Here is a 21,587-nt window from a genome sequence, read left to right on the forward strand (position 1 = left end):
TGGCAGTTACTTTCGGGCTATCCGTGACCCTTGGAAGTTTCCTTCAGAGGCGGCTTCCGGGGATTCCCGACACGGATTCCTTCAACCTCGCACGGCCGGAAGGAGCATCAGTGCACCACCGCGCCCCCGCCCCCTCCCCCTCCCGACGCACCCTTCTCACGGTGACCGCCGCCGCGGCAGCGGCCGCCGTCACCGGGGTGACCACCCCCGCCCTCGCCGCGCAGGACCGGCACGACGACCGGAAGCTCCGGCGGATCATCGACCGCATGTCCCTTGAGGAGAAGGTCGGCCAGCTCTTCGTCATGCGGGTGTACGGCCATTCCGCGACCGCCCCCGACCAGGCCGACATCGACGCCAACCTCACGGAGCTCGGCGTCCGTACGGCCGCCGAGCTGGTCGAGCGGTACCACGTGGGCGGCGTCATCTACTTCTCCTGGGCCCACAACACCCGGGACCCGCAGCAGATCGCCGCCCTCTCCAACGGCATCCAGCAGGCCGCCCTCGCGCAGCCCACGCCGATCCCCGCGCTCATCTCCACCGACCAGGAGCACGGCATCGTCTGCCGGGTCGGCGAGCCCGCCACCCTGGTGCCGGGCGCGATGGCCCTCGGTGCCGGGGGCTCGCACGCGGACGCCCGTAAGGCGGCGCAGATCGCGGGCGAGGAGCTCGCGGCCGTCGGCATCCGGCAGAACTACGCGCCGGTCGCGGACGTCAACGTCAACCCGGCCAACCCGGTCATCGGCGTCCGCTCCTTCGGCTCCGACCCGACGGCGGTCGCCGGTATGGTCGCCGCGCAGGTCAAGGGCTATCAGCGGGCCGGGGTCGCGGCCACCTCCAAGCACTTCCCGGGGCACGGCGACACCGCCGTCGACAGCCACTACGGGCTGCCGACGATCACCCACACCCGGGCCCAGTGGAGCGCACTCGACGCCCCGCCGTTCCGGTCCGCGATCGCCGCCGGGATCGACTCGATCATGACCGCGCACATCGTGGTCCCGGCGCTCGACCCCAGCGAGGACCCGGCGACCCTCTCGCGGCCGATCCTCACCGGCATCCTGCGCGAGCAGCTCGGCTACGACGGCGTGGTGGTCACCGACTCCCTCGGCATGGAGGGCGTGCGCACCAAGTACGGCGACGAGCGCGTCCCGGTCCTCGCCCTGAAGGCCGGGGTGGACCAGCTGCTCAACCCGCCGAAGCTCGACGTGGCCTGGAACGCGGTCCTGAAGGCCGTCAGGGACGGCGAGCTGACGGAGGACCGGCTCGACGAATCGATCCTGCGGATTCTGCGGCTCAAGTCGAAGCTCGGTCTGTTCCGGAACGCGTACGTCTCCCGGGCCGGTGTCGAGCGGGTGGTCGGCACCGCCGCCCATCTCGCCCAGGCCGACCGGATCGCCGAGGCGACCACGACCCTGCTGCTCAACGAGGGCGGCTTCCTGCCGCTGAGCCCGGCACGGCACGGATCGGTCCTCGTCGTCGGCGCCGACCCGGCGTCCCCTTCGGGCACGACGGGTCCGCCGACCACGACGCTCGCGAACACCCTGACGGAACTGGGCTTCACCGCGACGGCGCTCTCCACCGGGATCACCCCGACGGCCGCGAAGATCGAGGAGGCGGTGGCGGCGGCCGCGGGCAAGGACGTGATCGTGGTGGGTACGTACAACGTCACCGCGACCAGTCCGCAGCGCACGCTCGTGGCGCGGCTCGTCGCGACCGGGGTGCCCGTCGTGACGATCGCGATCCGCAACCCGTACGACATCGCCCGGATCGACGGCCAGCGGGCGACGCTCGCCGCCTACTCCTGGACCGATGTCGAACTCCGGGCCGCGGTACGGGTCCTGGCCGGCCGGGCCAGGCCCAGGGGCCGCCTCCCGGTCCCCGTGCAGAGCGCGGACGACCCGGCGAAGGTGCTCCACCCGGTCGGATACGGCCTGTCGTACCGCTGACACGGAGGTGGGGTGCGTCCCGCCGGACGCACCCCACCTCACCTGCCACGGGGTGTCACGGCCGCAGGCCGTGCTCCTTCGTCGCGTCCTCGTCGACCGGCTTGTCGAGGCGCGCGTCGAAGCGGGCCAGCGGCTGCGCCGCCTGGGCGGCCGGGGCGGGGACTCCGGCCCAGTCGAGGATGCGGGCGGTGGCGTTGTTCCGCTCGGCCTCGACGAGCCCGGCGACGTTCGCACCGTGGTTGGCGCCCGGGGCCACGTACACGTAGCTGTCGCGCGCGCCCTTGCCGAGGTGGAACTTCTCGGAGCCCCACGGGTCGTTGCCGCCGTACACGAACAGCATCTTGTTCGCGTTCTTGCGGACCCAGTTGTCCACATCACGCATGGCGTGCTGCTTGAACTTCATCGGGATCTCGCGCGGCACGAAGTTGCTCGCGGGCTGGTAGCCGTAGCGGCTGAGACCCTTGAGGTGCGGCTGCTTGATGGTGGGCGAGCCGAGCTCGGTCGCCGCCTGGTAGTAGTACGGCGTGTACGGCTCCAGGCCCTGGTCGGTGTAGGCGGCCCAGCCGGAGTAGGCGTCGATCGTGTTGTACACCTCGTCGTCGGTGGCGGTCTTCGCCACCGGGATCTGGTCGCAGACGTCCTCGCCGTAGTACTGCCAGAAGCCCCACACGAAGTCGAGGACGACGGCCTCGTAGGCCTTGTCGAGCGTGCCGACCGTGTTGAAGGTGGCGCCCTCCGCCTCGGCCCACGCCTTGTACTTGGCCTCAAGGGGGGCGCGGCGGACGAGGGCCTCGCGCTGCAGGTTGTTCAGGCGGTCGCGGCACTCCTTGGTGCCGACCGTCTCGAAGAACCGGTCGTAGGCCGAGTCCTCCTTGTTGACCACGTCGTTCGGGGCGACGTAGGCGACGACACCGTCCATGTCACGCGGGTAGAAGCGCTCGAAGTAGGTGGCGGTCATGCCGCCCTTGGAGGCGCCGGTGGAGAGCCACTTCTGGCCGTAGATCTTCTTCAGCGCGGTGAAGATCCGGTGCTGGTCGCTGGCCGCCTGCCAGATGTCGAGCTTGGACCAGTCGGCGGGCTGCGGACGCGACGGCGTGAAGAAGCGGTACTCCATGGAGACCTGGTTGCCGTCGATGATCCGGGTCGGCTCGGCGCGGCTGGGCGTGGTGCTCAGCGAGTAGCCGCTCGTGCGGAAGACGGTCGGGCGGCTCGTGTCCTTGTGGAGGACGGAGATCCGCTGGTCGAACGTGCCGGCCCACGGGCGCCGGTGGTCGATCGGCTGCTTGTAGTTCAGGACGAAGAAGCGGTAGCCGGCGTACGGCTTCTCCTCGATCAGGCTCATCCCGGGGATCGCCAGGATGCGGTCCTTGATGTCTGTGCTCTGCGAGTCGACGACGGCCGTGCTGCCCGTGTCCGTGTCCGCGGCGGTAGCCACGCCGGTCGGTGCCACGGTGCCTATAAGCACCGAAAGCGACAGCGCCCATCTCAGCGACTTGCGCATTCACCCTCCCCTTGGTTCACAACGGTGTCGCGAACCTAGCGGGGGGAACGTGTGGACCGCCAGCCCCAGTTGGTCCTTACCCTTGGACTTTCCTGCACATCAGCACAGGATCCAGCCGGTGGTCGTGCCCTGCCCGGACACCGAACCGCCCGCGCGGACACAACGGTTGAGGGCGTGGACGGTGACGGGACCGGCCTGTCGGTCGAACCGTCCGGACGAGACGGCGGGCCGGCCGCCGCGCGGCTGGAGGGAGACGGCCATCGGCCGGCGGGCGCCGGGCCGCTTGGCGACGGTGACGGCGCAGGCGTAGTGGCGGGTCCGGTAGAGGCGCAGCTCGCCGGTGGCGAAGGTGATGGTCCGGGCGGGGCGGCCCTGGCAGACGGAGACGGCCTCGGCGGTACCGGCGCCGGGCCCGATGCCCGGGACCGGAAGCAGCGCGAGGGCGAGGAGCAGGGGCGCCAGGACACGGGCGAGCAGTCGTCGGCGACGTCGTGCCTTCTTCGTGTCCGTGGGCATGCGTTTCCCCTCCCGAGCGGGTCGCCGTACGCGCGTACGGACGTACGGACGTACGACGCGCCCGACCCCGGAATGGTTGCCTCCGGTGTGGGCTCCTACGAGAACGCGACGAGGAGGAGGAACAGGAAGACGCTCTCGGCGCCGATCTGGGTCCAGAACGCCGCCCGGCGGAGCTCGGGCCGGGAGGTCGCCTGCACGGTCACCAGGGCCGCGACGAAGATCACCAGTGCCGCGACGTACACGAGGCCGGGAGTGCTGTCACAGGCCGTCCCGTGGGTGAGGCAGCTGGCGGCGTCCTCACGGGTGAGCACGAGGATGCCGGCGAGCAGGCTCGCGGGCACGAACATCCCCGCCCAGAACATGGACCGCTTCCGCAGCCGGGCACCCTCGACGTCCGGCGGGGTGATGGGGACGGGCGAGGCGGCGCGGGAACGGGGGTCGTTGCTCATGACCCGATCCAATCCCGCCGGACGATGGGCCCGGTATCCGCTCCCGTACTCATCCCGCCGGGCGGCACCTGTTCACCGGCCTCGGCACGCCGGACCCCGCCTCACACCCGCTCCGGCTCCTCCTCGTCCACGGTCTCGCCGATGAAGGTCCGCCACAGCATCGCGTACCGGCCGTCCAGGGCGAGGAGTTCCTCGTGGGTGCCGTCCTCCGCGACCCGGCCGTGATCCATGACGACCACCCGGTCGGCGCGGGCCGCCGTGCTCAGCCGGTGGGCGACGACCAGGGTCGTACGGCGCCCGGCGAGCCGGTCGGTGGCCTGGTTGACCTGGGCCTCGGTGGCCAGGTCGAGGGCGGCCGTGGCCTCGTCGAGGAGCAGGATGTCCGGGTCGACGAGTTCGGCGCGGGCGAGGGCGATGAGCTGGCGCTGCCCGGCGGAGAGGTTACGGCCCCGCTCGGCGACCTCGTGGAGATAGCCGCCGTCGAGGGTCGCGATCATGTCGTGGGCGCCGACCGCGCGGGCCGCCGCCTCCACCTCGGCGTCGGTCGCGTCGGGACGGCCGTACGCGATGGCGTCGCGGACCGTCCCGGCGAAGAGGTACGCCTCCTGGGGGACGACGCCGAGCCGGTGGCGGTACGCGGTGAGGTCGAGGTCCCGCAGGTCGGTGCCGTCGGCGGTGACCCGGCCGCCCGTCGGGTCGTAGAACCGGGCGACCAGCTTGACCAGGGTGGACTTGCCCGCGCCGGTCTCACCGACGAAGGCGACGGTCTGGCCGGCCGGGATGCGCAGGTCGATGCCGGTGAGGGCGGTCTCGTCCTTCGCGGCGCCGTCCTCGCCGCCGTACGCGAAGGAGACGTCCTCGAAGGCGATCTCGCCGCGCAGCGACAGCACGTCCAGGGGTACGGGCGCGGCGGCCGTCGACGTCGGCTCCTGGAGGAGCTCCTGCATGCGCTTCAGCGAGACGGCGGCCTGCTGGTAGCCGTCGAAGACCTGCGAGAGCTGCTGCACGGGGGCGAAGAACAGGTCGATGTAGAGGAGGTAGGCGACGAGCGCGCCGGTGGTGAGCGTGCCGCCCTCGATGCGGTTCGCACCGACGATCATGACGGCCGCGGCGGCCACCGAGGACAGCAGGGTGACGAACGGGAAGTAGATGGAGATCAGCCACTGGCCGCGGACGCGCGCCTCGCGGTAGTGGTCGCTGCGCTCGGCGAACCGGGCGGCGCCGGAGCGCTCGCGGCGGAAGGCCTGCACGATCCGGAGGCCGGAGACCGACTCCTGGAGGTCGGCGTTGACGACGCTGATCCGCTCGCGCGCCAGCTCGTACGCCTTCACGCTGGAGCGGCGGAAGTAGTACGTGGCGACGGCGAGGACCGGCAGGGTCGCGAAGACGACCAGGGCGAGCTGGAGGTCGAGCACGAGCAGCGCGACCATGATCCCGAAGAAGGTCACGACCGAGACGAAGGCGGTGACCAGGCCCGTCTGCAGGAAGGTGGACAGGGCGTCCACGTCCGTGGTCATCCGGGTCATGATCCGGCCGGTGAGCTCGCGCTCGTAGTAGTCGAGGCCGAGCCGCTGGAGCTGGGCGAAGATCTTCAGGCGCAGCGCGTAGAGGACCCGCTCGCCGGTACGGCCGGTCATCCGGGTCTCGGCGGTCTGCGCGACCCACTGCACGAGCACGGTGACCAGGGCGAGCGCGGAGGCCGCCCAGACGGCGCCGATCGCGAGCCGGTTCACGCCCTCGTCGATGCCGTGCCGGATCAGGACCGGGAGCAGCAGTCCGGCGCCCGCGTCGAGGGCGACCAGGCCGAGGCTGATGAGCAGCGGGAGGCCGAAGCCGCGGAGCAGTCGGCGCAGACCGTAGGCGTCCTCGGGCGACACGGCGCGGGCCTCGTCGATGCCGGGGGTGTCGTCGGCGGGCGGCAGGGCCTCGACGGCGGCGAGCAGCTCGGGGGTGGCCCCCGGCGCCTCGGTCTCCCGGTCGGCGGTCTCGTCCCGTACCCACAGGGTGGGGGTGATGCCCCGCTCGGCGTCGAACTCGGCGTCCAGCTCGGCCCGCAGCGTGCGGTCCTCGGGGACCTCGGCCGGGGTGATGTGGCCGGGCGAGACGGCGCCCAGCTCGTCGGGGTCGGTGAGCAGGCGCCGGAAGAGCGGGGAGCGCTCCTCCAGCTCGGCGTGGGTGCCGATGTCGGCGAGCCGGCCGTCCTCCAGGACGGCGATGCGGTCGGCGAGGCCGAGGGTGGAGCGGCGGTGCGCGATCAGCAGGGTCGTACGGCCCGCCATGACCGCCTTCAGGGCCTCGTGGATCTCGTGCTCGACCTTGGCGTCGACGGCGGAGGTGGCGTCGTCGAGGAGGAGGAGCCGGGGGTCGGTGAGGATCGCGCGGGCGAGGGCGACGCGCTGGCGCTGGCCGCCGGAGAGGGTGAGGCCGTGCTCGCCGACCTTGGTGTCGTACCCGGCGGGCAGCTCGGCGATGAACCGGTCGGCCTGGGCGGCGCGGGCGGCGGTCTCGATCTGCTCCTGGGTGGCGTCCGGGAGGCCGTAGGCGATGTTGGCGCGGACGGTGTCGGAGAAGAGGAAGGAGTCCTCGGGGACGAGACCGATCGCGGCACGCAGCGAGTCGAGGGTGAGCTCGCGGACGTCGTGGCCGCCGACGAGGACGGCACCGTGGGTGACGTCGTAGAAGCGGGGCAGGAGCAGCGAGACGGTGGACTTGCCGGAGCCGGAGGCGCCGACGACGGCGACGGTCTCGCCGGCCCGGATCTCCAGCGAGAACCCGTCGAGCACCGGCCGCCCGTCCTCGTAGGCGAACGAGACGTCGTCGAACTCGACGGTGGCGGGCGCGTCGGCGGGCAGCTCCTTCGTACCGTCCTTGATGACCGGCTCGGTGTCGACGAGGTCGAGGACCCGCTCGACGCCGGCGCGGGCCTGCTGGGCGACGGTGAGCACCATGGCGAGCATGCGGACCGGGCCGACGAGGGAGGCCAGGTAGGCGGAGAAGGCGACGAAGGTGCCGAGGGTGATCTGGCCGCGGTAGGCGAGCCAGCCGCCGAGGGCGAGGACGGCGACCTGGCCGAGGGCCGGGACGGCCTGGAGGGCCGGGGTGTACCGCGAGTTCAGCCGGATCGTCCGCAGCCGGCCGGCGAACAGCTTCCGCCCGGCCTCGCGGATCTTGCCGGTCTCCTGATCCTCCTGGCCGAAGCCCTTGACGACGCGGACGCCGGTCACGGCCCCGTCCACGACCCCGGCGACGACGGCGGCCTGCTGCTGCGCGTGCCAGGTGGCGGGGTGGAGGCGGGTGCGGCTGCGCTTGGCGATGAACCAGAGGGCGGGGGCGACGGCGAGGGCGACGAGGGTGAGCGGGAGGGACAGCCAGGCCATGACGCCCAGCGAGATCAGGAAGAGGAGAACGTTCCCGATGGTCATCGGGAGCATGAACAGCAGACCCTGGATCAGCTGGAGGTCGCTGGTGGCCCGCCCGATGACCTGCCCGGTGGACAGCTCGTCCTGCCGTCGCCCGTCGAGCCGGGTGATGGTGGCGTACATGTCGGTACGCAGGTCGTGCTGGACGTCGAGCGCCAGACGGCCGCCGTAGTAGCGGCGGACGTAGGTGAGGGCGTAGACGAGGACGGCGGCGCCGATGAGGAGACCGGTCCAGACGCCGAGGCCCCGGGTCTTCGTCCCGATGACGTCGTCGATGATCACCTTGGTGACCAGCGGCACGAGTGCGAGCACGGCCATGCCGGCCAGCGAGGACCCGAGCGCGAGCAGAGTGTTCGCCTTGTACCGCCACGCGTACCCGGCGAGCCTGCGCGCCCAGCCCCGCTGTTCTTCCCCGACCGCCGCCACGAGTGGCCTCCCGTTCGTCCTGCTCTACCGGAAGGCCCAACACGGCTGGGCTGCGATTTCATCCCGCCGCAACAAATCGGGACGCGGGTTCGTCCATAGGTCCCCGGGGGACGGGACCGTGGTCCTAGGACCACGCGGGCGGGCTCAGGTGCCGTAGACCGACAGGAACACGGCCGTCACGGCCGTACCGGTGAAGAGAGCGCTCGTCACGGCGGCGAGCCGCCGCCCGCGCCGGGGCCGCGCGGGGTCCCGGAACCTGGCCCATGCCCCGACCTTCTTCAGCACCTTGCGCACCACGGCTACCCCTCCCCCTCGCACGGCTCGGGGGGTGCACCTACCCCCGCCCCCTACCCGGGGAGGTAGACCCGCGCGGGGCGGGCAGGGTTGCACGGTGGGTAGAAGTCGATGGGGCCGTCCTGCGCGGCCCATGGCTGTCGGTCGAGAGGGAAGGGGACGTGCGTGGCGCGGATCGAGGACGACAGGCCCTACGCGTGGGGGCAGCTGTACGCGGCGCTGCTGGCGATCAAGGGGCTGGCGAAGACCGGGAGGGTCGAGCCGGTGGCTCCTCGGCAGTTGGAAGCGACGGCGAGGAATCCCCGCAACATCTGCTGGGCGCTCCTGGCCGAGGCCGCTCAGCAGGCGTTCCTCGCGCGGGAGCGGGGCGGGACCGTCGCCGACGCGGCCGTGGTGGTCATGACCGACGCGATCCGGCTGATACCCGCACGACGCGTGTCCCGCGGCGGGCTGGATCAGAAGCAGACCGAGGAGTTCCGGCGGGGGTACGAGGCGCAGCTCGCCGAGTACCGGAAGGCCTGGGAGGGCCTCGTCGGCTGAGGAGACCCGGTGGCCCGGCCCTTTCGGGTCCGGGCCACCGGGTCGGCACCGTCAGAGGTGCGTCGGTTCGAACATCCTCAGGAGGGCCGGGAGGACGACGACCGAGGGGCCCGGGGTGGCGAGGGACTTCGCGAGGTCCGTCGTCAGGGTTTCCGGGGTCGTCAGGGTCGCCGGGACGCCGAAGGACTCGGACAGGGCCACGAAGTCCGGGCGGGACAGTTCCGTGCCGGTGGCCTCGCCGAACGCGCCCGTCATGTACTCGCGCAGGATGCCGTAGCCGCCGTCGTCGACGATCAGCCACGTCACGTCGAGGCCGTACTGCTTCGCCGTCGCCAGCTCCGCGATCGAGTACATCGCGCCGCCGTCGCCGGAGACCGCGAGCACCGGCCGGCTCGGGTCCGCCGCGGCCGCGCCGAGCGCCGCCGGGAAGCCGTAGCCGAGGCCGCCGGCGCCCTGGGCCGAGTGCATGGTGTTCGGGAAGCGGGGGTCGAAGGCCGACCACGCCCAGTACGCCAGGATCGTCATGTCCCAGAAGCTCGGAGAGCGGTCCGGGAGCGCCTCCCGTACGGCCGCGACGATCTGCTGCTCCAGGCCGAGGTCCTGCGCCGCGATCCGGTCCCGGACCTTCGTCAGGACGGCCGACACCCGCTCGGGGGCCGTGGGGTCCCGGCGCTCCGGCACCGTCTCCAGGAGTGCCTGGAGGGCGAGCCGGGCGTCCGCGTGGATGCCGAGCGCCGGGTGGTTGGACTCCAGCTTCCCGGCGTCCGCCTCGATCTGGATCACCCGGCCGCGCGGGGCGAACGTGTGGTAGTTCGAGGACAGCTCGCCGAGCCCCGAGCCGACGACGAGGAGGACGTCGGCGTCCTCCAGGAAGTCGGTGGTGTGCCGGTCCTCCAGCCAGGACTGGAGCGACAGCCGGTGCTGCCAGGGGAAGGCACCCTTGCCGCCGAAGGTCGTCACGACGGGGATGTCGAGCCGCTCCGCGAGCGCGAGGAGCTTGCCGGAGGCGTCGGAGCGGACGACTCCGCCGCCCGCGATGATCACCGGACGCTCGGCGTTCGCCAGGAGGTGCGCCGCGACGGCCGTCAGCTCGGGGCGCGGGGCGATGTCCTCGGGCGTCGCGTCCATCGCGGTCACGACCGGCAGGGTGGTCTCCGCGAGGAGCACGTCCTGCGGGATCTCAACCCAGACCGGTCCGTGCGGGGCGGTGAGCGCCGATTCCCAGGCCGCGGCGATGGCGGAGGGGATCTGGGACTGCGTGCGCACCGTGTGGACGGACTTCACGACGTCCCGGAAGGACGCCTGCTGGTCGCGCAGCTCGTGGAGGTAGCCGTGCCGGCCGCCGCCGAGGCCGGCGACCGGGATCTGGCTGCCGATCGCGAGGACGGGGGCGGAGGCGGCGGCCGCCTCCTGGAGCGCGGCGAGCGACATGAGCGCGCCGGGGCCGGTGGAGAGCAGCAGCGGGGCCGCCTCGCCGGTGATCCGGCCGTACGCGTCGGCGGCGAAGCCCGCGTTGTTCTCCACGCGGAGGCCGACGTAGCGCAGGTCGGACCGGCGCAGGGCGTCGAACATGCCGAGGGCGTGCTGGCCGGGGAGGCCGAAGACGGTGGTGGCGCCGAGGCCGGTGAGGGTCTCGACGACGAGGTCGCCGCCGTTGCGCCCGGCGGGCGGGTTGAGCGCGGCGGTCGTCTGCGCCTCCGTGGGCCGGAGTACCAGGTCGTGGTCGTGGGTCATGGCGTCCCTTCAGGTCGTGGGCAGGCGTTCCGCAGGGGCGGAACGGGTGGGCGCGACCCGACCACCGGGCCGCGCCCCACCCCGCACCTGAGCCCGCTACCGCCCGGAGGTTACTTCGCGCCGGAGGCGCGGCCGGCCGCGATCTGGCGGGACATGATCGTCGTCAGTTCGTACGCGGTGTGGGAGGCGGCGACCGCGGTGATCTCGGCGTGGTCGTAGGCCGGGGCGACCTCGACGACGTCCGCCGACACCAGGTTGCAGGAGGAGAGGCCGCGGAGGATCTCCAGAAGCTCGCGGGAGGTCATGCCGCCCGCCTCCGGGGTGCCGGTGCCGGGCGCGTGGGCCGGGTCGAGGCAGTCGATGTCGATGGAGATGTACAGCGGGCGGTCGCCGATGCGCTGGCGGAGCTGGTCGGCGACCTCGTCGGCGCCGCGGCGGTAGATGTCCGCCGAGGTGACGATGCCGAAGCCCATCTTCTCGTCGTCGGTGAGGTCCTGCTTGCCGTACAGCGGGCCGCGGGTGCCGACGTGGGAGAGCGCCTCGGTGTCGAGGATGCCCTCCTCGACGGCGCGGCGGAACGGGGTGCCGTGGGTGTACTCGGCGCCGAAGTAGGTGTCCCAGGTGTCGAGGTGCGCGTCGAAGTGGAGCAGGGCGACGGGGCCGTGCTTCTTGGCGACGGAGCGCAGCAGCGGCAGGGCGATGGTGTGGTCGCCGCCGAGGGTCATCATGCGGGCGCCGGAGTTCAGCAGGTCGTCCGCGGCGGCCTCGATCGTCTCGACGGCCTCGTTGATGTTGAACGGGTTGGCGGCGATGTCACCGGCGTCCGCGACCTGGGCGAGGGCGAACGGGGAGGCGTCCTGCGCCGGGTTGTACGGGCGGAGCAGGCGGGAGGCCTCGCGGATGGCGTTGCCGCCGAAGCGGGCGCCGGGACGGTAGGAGACGCCGCTGTCGAAGGGGACGCCGACCACGGCGATGTCGGCGGTGCCGACCTCGTCGAGTCGCGGCAGCCGGGCGAACGTCGCGGGACCTGCGTACCGCGGGATGCGGGACGAGTCGATCGGGCCGCGCGGGGTGTTCTGGTCGCTGCTGCTCATGGTCGGGTCCTCCTGGGGTGCGTCGGTGGGGGTCCGGTCGGGGCCTCGGGTCTCGGGGCCCCGACCGGGAGTCTCGGTGCGGTCAGCCGGTCACGGCGGCCGGCACGGTCTCCGGCGTCGGGTCGGCTTCGGGGGTCTCCCGGCCCGCGAGGCGGGCGCGCCAGTGCGCGAGCACGGCGGCGTCCGTCGGGCGGGTCGCCAGGGAAACGATCACATATGCGGCGAGCGAGGCCAACAAACCATAGTAAACAGGCTCATTTGCAAGGATTCCGTAAGTCCACATCAGGCCAATGACGGCCAGGCCGCCGACGGTGACCGCCGCGAGGGCGCCCTGGACGGTGCCGCGACGCCAGAGCAGACCGCCGAGGATCGGCACGAGGAGCCCGCCGACCAGCAGGTTGTAGGCGACGGTGAGGGCCTGGACGACGTCGTTGAGGGCGATGGCGACGAGGATGACGGCGATGCCCATGATGAGGATGAAGACGCGGTTGCCCTTCACCTCGTCGTGGTCGTCGGCCGGTCCTTCCTTGGCCGAGACCGCGCCCCGGAGGCGCGACCAGATGTCGTTGTTGGCGACGGTGGCGCAGGCGATGAGGGCGCCCGAGGAGGTGGACATGACGGCGGCGAGGGCGGCGGCGAGGACGAGACCCCGGACGCCCATCGGCAGCTCGTCCTTGACGATGGTGGCGAACGCGTCGTCGGCGCTGGGCAGGTTCGGGTACAGCACCTTCGCGGCCGTGCCGATGACGGCTCCGGCGAGGGCGTAGGCGAGACAGTACGTACCGGCGACGGTGCCGCCCCACTTGGCGACCTTGTCGGTCCGGGCGGTGAAGACCCGCTGCCAGATGTCCTGGCCGATGAGCATGCCGAAGGTGTAGATCAGCACGTACGTGAAGATCGTCTCGCCGCCGATGCCGAGCGGCTCGAAGTACGAGGTGGGCAGCGCGGCCTTCATCTCGGCGAAACCGCCGGCCTTGACGACCGCGATCGGCAGCAGCAGGAGCAGCACGCCGATGGTCTTCACCACGAACTGCACCATGTCGGTGATCGTGATGGACCACATGCCGCCGAGGGTCGAGTACGCGACGACGATGGTGCCGCCGAGGACGATCGCGAGGGTCCGGGGCAGGTCGAAGAGGACGTCGAAGATCGTGGCGTACGCGATGGTCGAGGTGACCGCGAGCATCAGCGTGTACGCCCACATGACGACGCCCGAGATGACACCGGCCCGGCCGCCGTAGCGCAGGTCGAGCATCTCGGAGACGGTGTAGACCTTCAGCCGGGCGATCCGGGCGGAGAAGAAGACGCTCAGCGCGAGCAGGCCGAGGCCGATGGCGAAGACCATCCAGGCGCCCGAGAGGCCGTACTTGTAGCCGAGGCCCACGCCACCGATGGTGGAGGCACCGCCGAGGACGATGGCGGCCATCGTGCCGGAGTACATCCAGGGACCGAGGCGGCGCCCGGCGACCAGGAACTCGCTCTTGGACTTGGCGCGGCGCATGCCCCACCAGCCCATCGCGAGCATGCCGGCCAGGTACAGGGCGATCACTGTGTAGTCGACGGCCATGGGGCCTCCTTCGTTCACCTCGGTGGCGTGTCGTGCAGGGGAGTGACCAGGTGCTGATCGCGGGGACATCCGCCCGTACCCGCGGCCTCTGGATGCCATGACAGTAGGTGGCCGGAAAGCGACGTAGAAGTGTACGTTTCATCCACTGACCAGGCGGGGGGTGTACGAAGGATCCATGGCCATGACCTCCGCGGAGCCCACCTCCACTCCCCCCGCACCGCCCGTCTCGCTGGCCGCGCTGCTCGCCCGCCGGGACCTCGGGCTGCGGCTGCTCGCCGGTCCCGGGGACGTCTCGATCCACTGGGTGCACACCTCGGAGATGGCCGACCCCTATCCGTACCTCCTCGGCGGCGAGCTGCTGATGACGGCGGGCGTGCAGCTCACCGACCCGGCGCACTACGTGGAGCGGGTGGTGGAGGCGGGCGCGGCGGCACTCGGCTTCGGCGTGACGCCGGTGTACGACACGGTTCCGGCGGAGCTGGTCGAAGCCTGCGACCGGCTCGGTCTGCCCCTGGTCGAGGTGCCGCCGAGGACGCCGTTCACGGCGGTGGCGCGGGCGCTGTGGCGGCTGATGGCCGAGGCCCGGCTGCACGAGCTGCGCCGGGTGACGGAGGCACAGCAGTCCCTGGCGGCGGCCGCGGCCCGGCCGGCCCCGGTCCCTGCGGTGCTGGGCGCGCTCGCCTCGCGGCTCGGGGGCCGGGCGGTGCTCTTCGGAGCGGACGGTACGGAGTCGGTGGCGGCCGGCCGGGACGTTCCGGCGGAGGCGGCGCGGGCACTGCGCGACCTGGCGGGCGTCCTCGGCCCGCGCCCGGGCGGCCCGGCCTCGGCGAGCGGGGACGGCGGCGGGCTGCGGCTCGCCGCGTACGCGCTGGGCGGCGGCGACGGGCTGACGCTGGGGGTGGCGACGGAACGACGGGGCCCCGGGGACCACACGATCGCGGGGGTCGCGGTCGTCCTGCTGTCCCTGCTCACGGCCCCCCACCGGGGCGCGGACGTGACCGTACGCGACGGGGCCCTGGTCCGGCTGCTGCTCGGCGCCACCCCGGCGGAGACGGCCGCGGCCCTGGGCGCGGGCCCCTGGACGGTGGTCCACGCCTCGGGCGGCGATGGCACCCCGTTCGCGGCGGCCTCACTGGCGGCGGCCCTGGGAACGCCGTTGGTGGACGCGGGCGGTAGGGCCCGGGGTGGGGGTGGCTCAGGCGGTACGACTGCGGGAGCGGGCGGCTCGGGCGGTACGACTGCGGGGGCCGCGTTCGGAGCCGTACAGCTGCTCCTGCCCGCCTCCTCCCCCGTCACCGCTCAGTCCGGCTGGACGCTGGGGGTGAGCGCCCCCGTCGAGGCGGACGAGCTCGCGGCGGCCGACGCGCAGGCGGCGCGCGCACTGCGGCGGGCGGAGGCGACCGGGGCGGAACTGGTGCGGCACCGCCCGGGCGGGATCGCCGCCCTGGTGGACCCGGACGAGGCCACCGCCCACGCGCGCGCCCTCCTCGCCCCGCTGACCGAACCACTCGCCGAGACCCTGCGCGTCTGGCTCTCGCTGCACGGCGGCTGGGACCGGACGGCCACCGCGATGGACATCCACCGCAACACCGTCCGCCAGCGGATCGCCCGCTGCGCCGCGCTCCTGGACCGGGACCTGGACGACCCGGACGTCCGCATGGAGCTGTGGTTCGCGCTCACGTCCCGGTGAGGGGGAGGCCGAGGAGGGGTCGTTCACCCGGCCGACCGCTCGGCCGGGTCAGCCGGCGCTCGCGGCCTGGGCGGTCGCCAGTTCCTCGACCCTGGTGCGGTACGCCTCGGCCAGGCCGCCGCCGTTCGAACCGGGAACCCCTTCCGGACCGGCCCCGAGCGACTGCAGGACCGCGTCGGCACGGGCCTGACGGTCCGCCACCCCCTCCGTCGTGTGCGGGTACAGCAGGTCGAGTCCGCGCTTGTCGCCGTCCGACAGGTTCTGTCCGTTGCCGGTCGGCGCGCAGCTGCTGGGGGTGGACTTGTAGAAGAACGCCGGGAACCGGTACAGCATCACGGACTTCGTGTCGAAGGGCCCGGCGACGAGATCCGGGGCGTCCACGGTGCGCAGGTTGTGATCCACCATCGCGCGCGGCCAGTTGTTCGGCTCACCCGCGAGGAAGGTGTAGATGCCGGGGAGCCGGCCTTGGGCGTCCGCCACGAAGACACCGTCCCCGTCCTGCGTGGGCACGTAACCGGCTTCGTCCTCCCAGCGGAACTCGCCCTCGCAGGTGCCGCGCATGTTCTGGTGGGAGTGGTGGAATCCCAGTGCGTGCAGGAACTCGTGCCGCACGGTGCCTTCCCACTTGACGGGCCTGTCCTCCGCGAACTGCCCGAGGTTGAGGCTGCGCTGGTCGGGGTTGCCCCCGACCGGGCCGCCTCCCGCGCCGATGACGCTGTCCGTGCTGTCGGTGCCCACCAGGGAGAAGAAGCCCGGCAGGTCGAAGCTGACCCGGATCTCGGCGGCGAGGACGGTGTCGGCCTCGGTCCATCGCCGGAACGTTCCACCGCCGTTCTGCCCGAAGTCGAGTGTCAGGTTGCAGGCGTCGGTGATCTGCTTGGTCGCTCCGGCGATGTCCGCGTGCAGTTGGTCGTCCCCGTCGAGGAACGCGACCCGCACCGTCTTGCCGAGTGGCCACTTCCCGATGTCGGTGATGAGGAACTCCAGGCCACTGGCGGCCGTTGCGCGCCTCCAGCGGTCCCGTACCTCGATCTGGGCGATGACGTCGTTGGGGAGGGATTCGAGTTCCATGACGCGTCCTTTCGCATCACATCGAAACGGACCCCCCGACCGGTACCGGTCTGATGACGGATGGGCTCATCGGCTCGACGCAGGAGCGTGCCGACGGCGGAAACTCATGTCCCAGTATCCCCCGGATGGAGGTACTCTGCGACTCCGCCGTCACTCTGAGTAGTTCGGCACGCGTCAGGATGACGCTGCGTCAGGACCAGAGCTTGTTCACGGCGGTACGGGTCGTCGCCTTGAAGGCCGTCAGCGGGGCGTCCTTCAAGTCGCCCATCTGCCCCCACCGGACGAAGGTGACGGTCCGGCCGTCACGACCCACCGAGAAGAGGTGGATGTCGGTGTTGCCGACCTGCGGGTCGGCGGTGTCCAGGCTGTAGACCCAGGCACCCTCCTCGACGGCGAGCGTGCCGTGGGAGGCGCTGACGGCGTGCAGGCCCGGGTTCTGCCGCTCAAGGAGGGGCCCGCAGCCGGCGAGGGCCTTGCGGAGGGTGTCGACCAGCTTCACGGCGTCGGCCTCGGTGCGGGCGACGGTGGTGATCTGGACGCCGTTGGTGTCGAGTTCGGTGTTGAACTCGCGGTAGCGGGTGTTCTGCGCCGGGATCTTGTACGGAGCGCAGAGGGCGCCGCCGTTCTCCGGGACGCCAGTGAAGACCTGGGTGGCGGTCCACGGCGTCGACGACGGCGGCATCTGGGAGGCGGCGAGGAAGGCGGGCTGGGCAGCGGCCTGCGCCGGGGCCGTGGCGAGGGCGGCGAGGCCCAGGACGGCGGCGGAGACGGTGAGTGCGGAACGGAACGTGGTCATGGCTGGTGATCCCCCTGTGGGTCGGTCGGTGCTCCACCAGCCTCGACGCCGGGGCACGGGCCGCGCAACGCCGCCGCGCCCCTTCTCGTCCCGGAACCATTCCACCCCCGTTGACGTGGCAGAACGTGGGTGGTGCGGGATCCCGTGGAACGGGACTGAGTCGGACGGACGTTCGGATGGGGAAGTCGAAGGACGCCGCTGTCGAGGAGTTCTCGGCACGGCTGCGGGCACTCAAGGCGCGCGGCGGCCGCAGCTACGAATCGCTGGGGCGCCGGCTCAACGTGAGCGCGTCCACGCTGCACCGGTACTGCTCCGGGGAGTCGGTGCCGGAAGGGTTCGCCGTGATCGACCGGCTGGCCCGGCTGTGCGGCGCCGACGAGGACGAACGGCGGGCCCTGGAGGACCTGTGGACCCGAGCGGACCGCACCCGCCGCCCGGTCCCGGAACCCGCGCCGTCACCGGGGCCCGAACCCGAGCCGTCACTCGCGCCGGAACCGGAGCCCGAACCCGCGCCGCAACCCGCGCCGGCACCGGAGCCGTCACCCGCGCCCGGAACCACGACCGACGCCAAGAGAGCCGCCCTGCCCCGGCCGCAATCGCGGTCGCGCTCGCGGTCGCGGCGGGGTCTGCTCGTCACCGGGGCCGTCGGCGCCGTGGTCGCCCTGGCGCTCGCCCTCGTGCTCGTACGGATCGGGCTCTCCGCCGGAACAGAGGCCGCGGCCACACCGACGTCGAGGCCCCCCACACCCACCAAGAGCACCGCACCCGCCCCGCCCCTGCCCCCCTTCACCTGGACCGCCGACTCCCACGCCTGGGAGAACGGCTGCGGGCACACCTATCTCGTCGACCGTGCCCCGAGCGGCGTGGCCCCGCCGCCTCCGCCCTCCGACGCCGCGCGCTGGGCGGGCACGCACCGCGCGGTGCACGGCGGGGAGACGCTCGTCCGGATCTCGCTCCAGGGCAGGTCGCCCTCGGCCTCCGTCGTCCTCCAGGCGCTCCACGTACGGGTCGTCGGCCGGGCCGCGCCGCTCCCCTGGACCGCGTACCGGATGGACAACGGCTGCGGCGGCGCCCTCACCCCGCGCCACTACGCGATCGACCTCGACGCGTCGCGCCCGCTCCTCCGGCCGGTCGACGGCTACGACGCCTCCGGTGAGGGCCGGAAGATCCCCTCCGTCCCCTTCCCCTACACGGTGACCTCGTCGGATCCCGAGGAGCTGCTCGTCACCGCCGGGACCGCGGGATGCGACTGCCGCTGGTACCTGGAACTGGTGTGGAGCTCGGAGGGCCGTTCGGGCACGGTCCGGATCGCGGACGGCGCGGGGAAGCCGTTCCGCACCAGCGGGATCGAGGGGCGGCCGGTGCGGGAGTACGACGTCACCGGTGGGCGGTGGATCACAGGCGAGGGCTCTGGACAGAGCGGGTGACCGATGGGTAACTTCGAGGGACGAGGCTGAGCAAGCGCTTAGACAAGCGCCGAGGCCGGACCAGGACAGGACCCGAAGGAGGCGGCTCGTGCGCCGTACCGTATTCAACGAGGACCACGAGGCGTTCCGGGAGACCATCCGCGCCTTCATCGAGGCCGAGGTCGTCCCGGTCTACGACGAGTGGTTCGCGGCCGGCCAGGCGCCGCGCGAGTTCTACGACAAGCTCGGCGAGCTGGGCGTCTTCGGCATCAACGTGCCCGAGGAGTTCGGCGGCGCGGGCCTGGACACCCACAAGTTCGAGGCCGTCCTCTACGAGGAGACCTCGCGCGCGGGTGTGCAGTTCGGCGGCTCCGGCGTCCACGTCCTGCTCGCCCTGCCGTACATCAAGATGCTCGCCACCGGCGACCAGAAGAAGCGCTACCTGCCGAAGTTCGTCACCGGCGAGGAGATGTGGGCCCTCGCGATGACCGAGCCGGGCACCGGCTCCGACGTCGCGGGCATGAAGACCACCGCCAAGCTCTCCGAGGACGGCACGCACTACGTCCTCAACGGCTCCAAGACCTTCATCACCGGTGGCGTCCACGCCGACCGCGTGATCGTCTGCGCCCGCACGTCCGCCCCGACGGCCGAGGACCGCCGCTTCGGCATCTCCCTCTTCGCCGTGGACACCAAGTCCGAGGGCTACTCCATCGGCCGCAAGCTGGACAAGCTGGGCCTGCGCACCTCCGACACGGCCGAGCTGGCCTTCGTCGACGTCAAGGTCCCGGTCGAGGACCTGATGGGCGAGGAGGGCAAGGGCTTCTACTACCTCGGCCACAACCTGGCCTCCGAGCGCTGGGGCATCGCCTTCGGCGCCTACGCCCAGGCCAAGGCCGCCGTCCGCTTCGCCAAGGAGTACGTGCAGGACCGCACCGTCTTCGGCAAGCCGGTCGCGCACTTCCAGAACACCAAGTTCGAGCTGGCCGCCTGCCAGGCCGAGGTCGACGCCGCCGAGGCCGTCGCCGACCGCGCCCTGGAGGCCCTGGACGCGGGCGAGCTCTCCCCGGCCGAGGCCGCGAGCGCCAAGCTCTTCTGCACCGAGGTCGCGCACCGCGTCATCGACCGCTGCCTCCAGCTGCACGGCGGCTACGGCTACATGAACGAGTACCCGATCGCGCGCCTGTACGCCGACAACCGCGTCAACCGCATCTACGGCGGCACCAGCGAGATCATGAAGTCGATCATCGCCAAGTCGATGGGCCTTTAAGTCCAGGTGCCCGACACACACAACGCCCTGGATGCCCTGCTCGATCTGCTCGACCTGGAGCGGATCGAGCGGGACATCTTCCGGGGTGAGTCCCGTTCCGCGCTCGTCCCCCGCGTCTTCGGCGGCCAGGTGGCCGCCCAGGCCCTGGTGGCGGCGGGCCGGACGGTACCCGAGGACCGCCTGGCGCACTCGCTCCACGCGTACTTCCTGCGTCCCGGCGACCCGGGCGCGCCGATCGTCTACACGGTCGACCGCATCCGCGACGGACGCTCCTTCACCACCCGCCGGGTCGTCGCCGTCCAGCACGGCCAGCCGATCTTCCACCTCTCGGCGTCCTTCCAGACGTACGAGGAGGGGCTCGACCACCAGGCGGAGATGCCGACCGCGCCGGACCCGGAGTCGCTCCCCACGCCGGCCGAGATGCTGCCCCGTCACCTCCCCCGCGAGGTCGCGGACCGGCTGATCGAGGCCAGGGCGGCCGTCGACCTCCGCTATGCCGAGGTCCCCCCGTGGGGCTCGGTCGGGGAGCCGCGCGAGCCGCGCTCGCAGGTCTGGTTCCGTACCAACGGCAAGCTGGCCGACGACCCGCTCCTCCACGTCGTCCTCGCCACGTACGTCTCCGACATGACGCTGCTCGACTCCGTCCTGCTCGCGCACGGGCGGGGCGGCTGGGCCGTCGGGGACGTCGTCGGGGCGTCCCTGGACCACGCCATGTGGTTCCACCGCCCCTTCCGGGCCGACGAGTGGCTCCTGTACGACCAGGAGTCGCCGACCGCGTCCGGCGGGCGCGGCCTGGGCCAGGCCCGGATCTACACGCAGGACGGCAGGCTCGCGATCTCGGTCATCCAGGAGGGTGTCGTTCGCGTGCCGCGCTGATGATCGGACATACCGTCCGATCCATGGCGGAACAGAGCGAGAGCACGTTCACGGTGATCGTGGCGGCGGTGGCGAATCTGGGGATCGCCGCCGCCAAGGTCGTCGCCGGTGTCGTCAGCGGATCCAGCGCGATGCTGTCGGAGGCCGCCCACTCGGTCGCCGACACGGTCACCGAGGTCATGCTGCTCACCGCGCTGAAGCGGAGCGACAGACCGGCCGACGAGGACCACCCGGTCGGCTACGCGGGCGAACGCTACGTCTGGGCGCTGCTCGCGGCCGTGGCCACCTTCGTGGGCGGCGCGGTCTTCTCGATCTACGACGGGATCCACACCCTCACCCACGGCGAGGAGCTGGGCGACCCGCTGATCTCGTACATCGTCCTCGGCGTCGCCTTCCTCCTGGAGGGCTTCTCGCTGCGGACCGGCGTGAAGCAGGTCAAGGCCGAGGCGGAACGGGCCCGGGCGCCCTTCGCCCACTATCTCCGCCTCACCCCCGACACCACGGTGAAGGCGGTGGTGATGGAGGACTCCGCCGCCCTGGCCGGTCTGATGCTGGCGGCGGGCGGCCTGCTCGGCGTCCAGATCACCGGCTCCGACGTCTGGGACGGCGTCGCGTCGATCCTCATCGGAGCGCTGCTGGTGTACGTGGCCTGGGTCCTGGGCCGCTCCAACGCGGAACTCCTCATCGGCCGCCCGCTGCCGAAGCGGGTACGGGCCGAGGTCCGCGAGGAGCTGCTCTCCGTCCCGCACATCGTGGACGTCATCGACCTGACGACGCTCATCCAGGGGCCCGGCGAGGTGCTGATCGCGGCGAAGGTCGACTTCCGGGACGTGTCGTCGGCGGCGCAGGTCGAGTGGGCGTGCGAGGACGCGGAGTCCCAGCTCCGGGAACGCTTCCCGTCGATCCGCCGGGTGTACCTGGACCCGACGCCGGGGGTGGAGCAGCGCCGGGACCGGCAGTCCGCCGACCCGGGCCCGGCCTGACGTATTCGATCTTCC

The 21,587-nt window shown here is 72.1% G+C and carries 17 protein-coding genes; 7 read left to right on the forward strand and 10 right to left on the reverse strand.

Going from position 1 to position 21,587, the window contains the following annotated elements; genetic code table 11:
• The first annotated feature begins 110 nt into the window (after positions 1-110).
• Entirely contained in the window at positions 111-1,943 is a 1,833-nt protein-coding gene (locus OG514_RS07335; RefSeq protein WP_266892083.1) for a glycoside hydrolase family 3 protein, read from the forward strand.
• A gap of 55 nt (positions 1,944-1,998) precedes the next feature.
• Here the strand turns inward: OG514_RS07335 and OG514_RS07340 are convergent, their stop codons facing one another.
• From OG514_RS07340 to OG514_RS07360, 5 genes are all read right to left on the reverse strand, one after another.
• On the reverse strand, positions 1,999-3,444 hold the full coding sequence (locus OG514_RS07340; RefSeq protein ID WP_266892085.1) for a S28 family serine protease: 1,446 nt from the start codon (positions 3,442-3,444) through the stop codon (positions 1,999-2,001).
• Between the two features lie 99 nt (positions 3,445-3,543).
• Entirely contained in the window at positions 3,544-3,960 is a 417-nt protein-coding gene (locus OG514_RS07345; protein WP_266892087.1) for a hypothetical protein, read from the reverse strand.
• Positions 3,961-4,055: 95 nt separating this feature from the next.
• Positions 4,056-4,409 carry a hypothetical protein gene (locus OG514_RS07350; protein ID WP_266892089.1) on the reverse strand — a complete coding sequence of 118 codons (354 nt, stop codon included), beginning with the start codon at positions 4,407-4,409 and terminating at the stop codon, positions 4,056-4,058.
• A 101-nt stretch (positions 4,410-4,510) separates the two neighbouring features.
• A complete protein-coding gene (locus OG514_RS07355) occupies positions 4,511-8,254 on the reverse strand; it encodes an ABC transporter ATP-binding protein (protein ID WP_266892091.1) in 3,744 nt (1,247 codons plus the stop codon).
• Positions 8,255-8,398: 144 nt separating this feature from the next.
• The gene (locus tag OG514_RS07360; RefSeq protein WP_266892093.1) at positions 8,399-8,551 is read right to left on the reverse strand and encodes a hypothetical protein; all 153 of its coding nucleotides are present in this window, start codon (positions 8,549-8,551) and stop codon (positions 8,399-8,401) included.
• A 162-nt stretch (positions 8,552-8,713) separates the two neighbouring features.
• Here OG514_RS07360 and OG514_RS07365 point away from each other — a divergent pair, with 162 nt between their 5' ends.
• A complete protein-coding gene (locus OG514_RS07365) occupies positions 8,714-9,088 on the forward strand; it encodes a hypothetical protein (RefSeq protein ID WP_266892095.1) in 375 nt (124 codons plus the stop codon).
• A gap of 51 nt (positions 9,089-9,139) precedes the next feature.
• Here the strand turns inward: OG514_RS07365 and OG514_RS07370 are convergent, their stop codons facing one another.
• The 3 genes from OG514_RS07370 to OG514_RS07380 form a co-directional block, all read right to left on the reverse strand.
• A complete protein-coding gene (locus tag OG514_RS07370) occupies positions 9,140-10,822 on the reverse strand; it encodes a thiamine pyrophosphate-binding protein (protein ID WP_266892097.1) in 1,683 nt (560 codons plus the stop codon).
• Between the two features lie 110 nt (positions 10,823-10,932).
• Positions 10,933-11,916, reverse strand: a complete 984-nt coding sequence (gene speB / locus OG514_RS07375; protein ID WP_266892099.1) for an agmatinase — start codon at positions 11,914-11,916, stop codon at positions 10,933-10,935.
• An 82-nt stretch (positions 11,917-11,998) separates the two neighbouring features.
• A complete protein-coding gene (locus OG514_RS07380; protein ID WP_266892101.1) occupies positions 11,999-13,483 on the reverse strand; it encodes a sodium:solute symporter in 1,485 nt (494 codons plus the stop codon).
• A gap of 181 nt (positions 13,484-13,664) precedes the next feature.
• Here OG514_RS07380 and OG514_RS07385 point away from each other — a divergent pair, with 181 nt between their 5' ends.
• Positions 13,665-15,173, forward strand: a complete 1,509-nt coding sequence (locus OG514_RS07385; protein ID WP_266892103.1) for a PucR family transcriptional regulator — start codon at positions 13,665-13,667, stop codon at positions 15,171-15,173.
• Positions 15,174-15,221: 48 nt separating this feature from the next.
• Here the strand turns inward: OG514_RS07385 and OG514_RS07390 are convergent, their stop codons facing one another.
• Entirely contained in the window at positions 15,222-16,244 is a 1,023-nt protein-coding gene (locus tag OG514_RS07390) for a hypothetical protein (RefSeq protein WP_266892105.1), read from the reverse strand.
• Between the two features lie 190 nt (positions 16,245-16,434).
• Entirely contained in the window at positions 16,435-17,040 is a 606-nt protein-coding gene (locus tag OG514_RS07395) for a hypothetical protein (RefSeq protein WP_266892107.1), read from the reverse strand.
• 176 nt (positions 17,041-17,216) lie between these two features.
• Between OG514_RS07395 and OG514_RS07400 the strand changes: the two genes are divergently transcribed.
• From OG514_RS07400 to OG514_RS07415, 4 genes are all read left to right on the forward strand, one after another.
• On the forward strand, positions 17,217-18,467 hold the full coding sequence (locus OG514_RS07400; RefSeq protein ID WP_266892109.1) for a helix-turn-helix transcriptional regulator: 1,251 nt from the start codon (positions 17,217-17,219) through the stop codon (positions 18,465-18,467).
• An 88-nt stretch (positions 18,468-18,555) separates the two neighbouring features.
• Entirely contained in the window at positions 18,556-19,713 is a 1,158-nt protein-coding gene (locus OG514_RS07405) for an acyl-CoA dehydrogenase family protein (protein ID WP_266892111.1), read from the forward strand.
• 6 nt (positions 19,714-19,719) lie between these two features.
• Positions 19,720-20,589 carry an acyl-CoA thioesterase II gene (locus OG514_RS07410; RefSeq protein WP_266892113.1) on the forward strand — a complete coding sequence of 290 codons (870 nt, stop codon included), beginning with the start codon at positions 19,720-19,722 and terminating at the stop codon, positions 20,587-20,589.
• A gap of 23 nt (positions 20,590-20,612) precedes the next feature.
• Positions 20,613-21,572 carry a cation diffusion facilitator family transporter gene (locus OG514_RS07415; protein ID WP_266892115.1) on the forward strand — a complete coding sequence of 320 codons (960 nt, stop codon included), beginning with the start codon at positions 20,613-20,615 and terminating at the stop codon, positions 21,570-21,572.
• Positions 21,573-21,587 lie beyond the last annotated feature (15 nt).

Origin of the sequence: Streptomyces sp. NBC_00572, from assembly GCF_026341815.1 — a bacterium.
GTDB lineage: Bacteria > Actinomycetota > Actinomycetes > Streptomycetales > Streptomycetaceae > Streptomyces.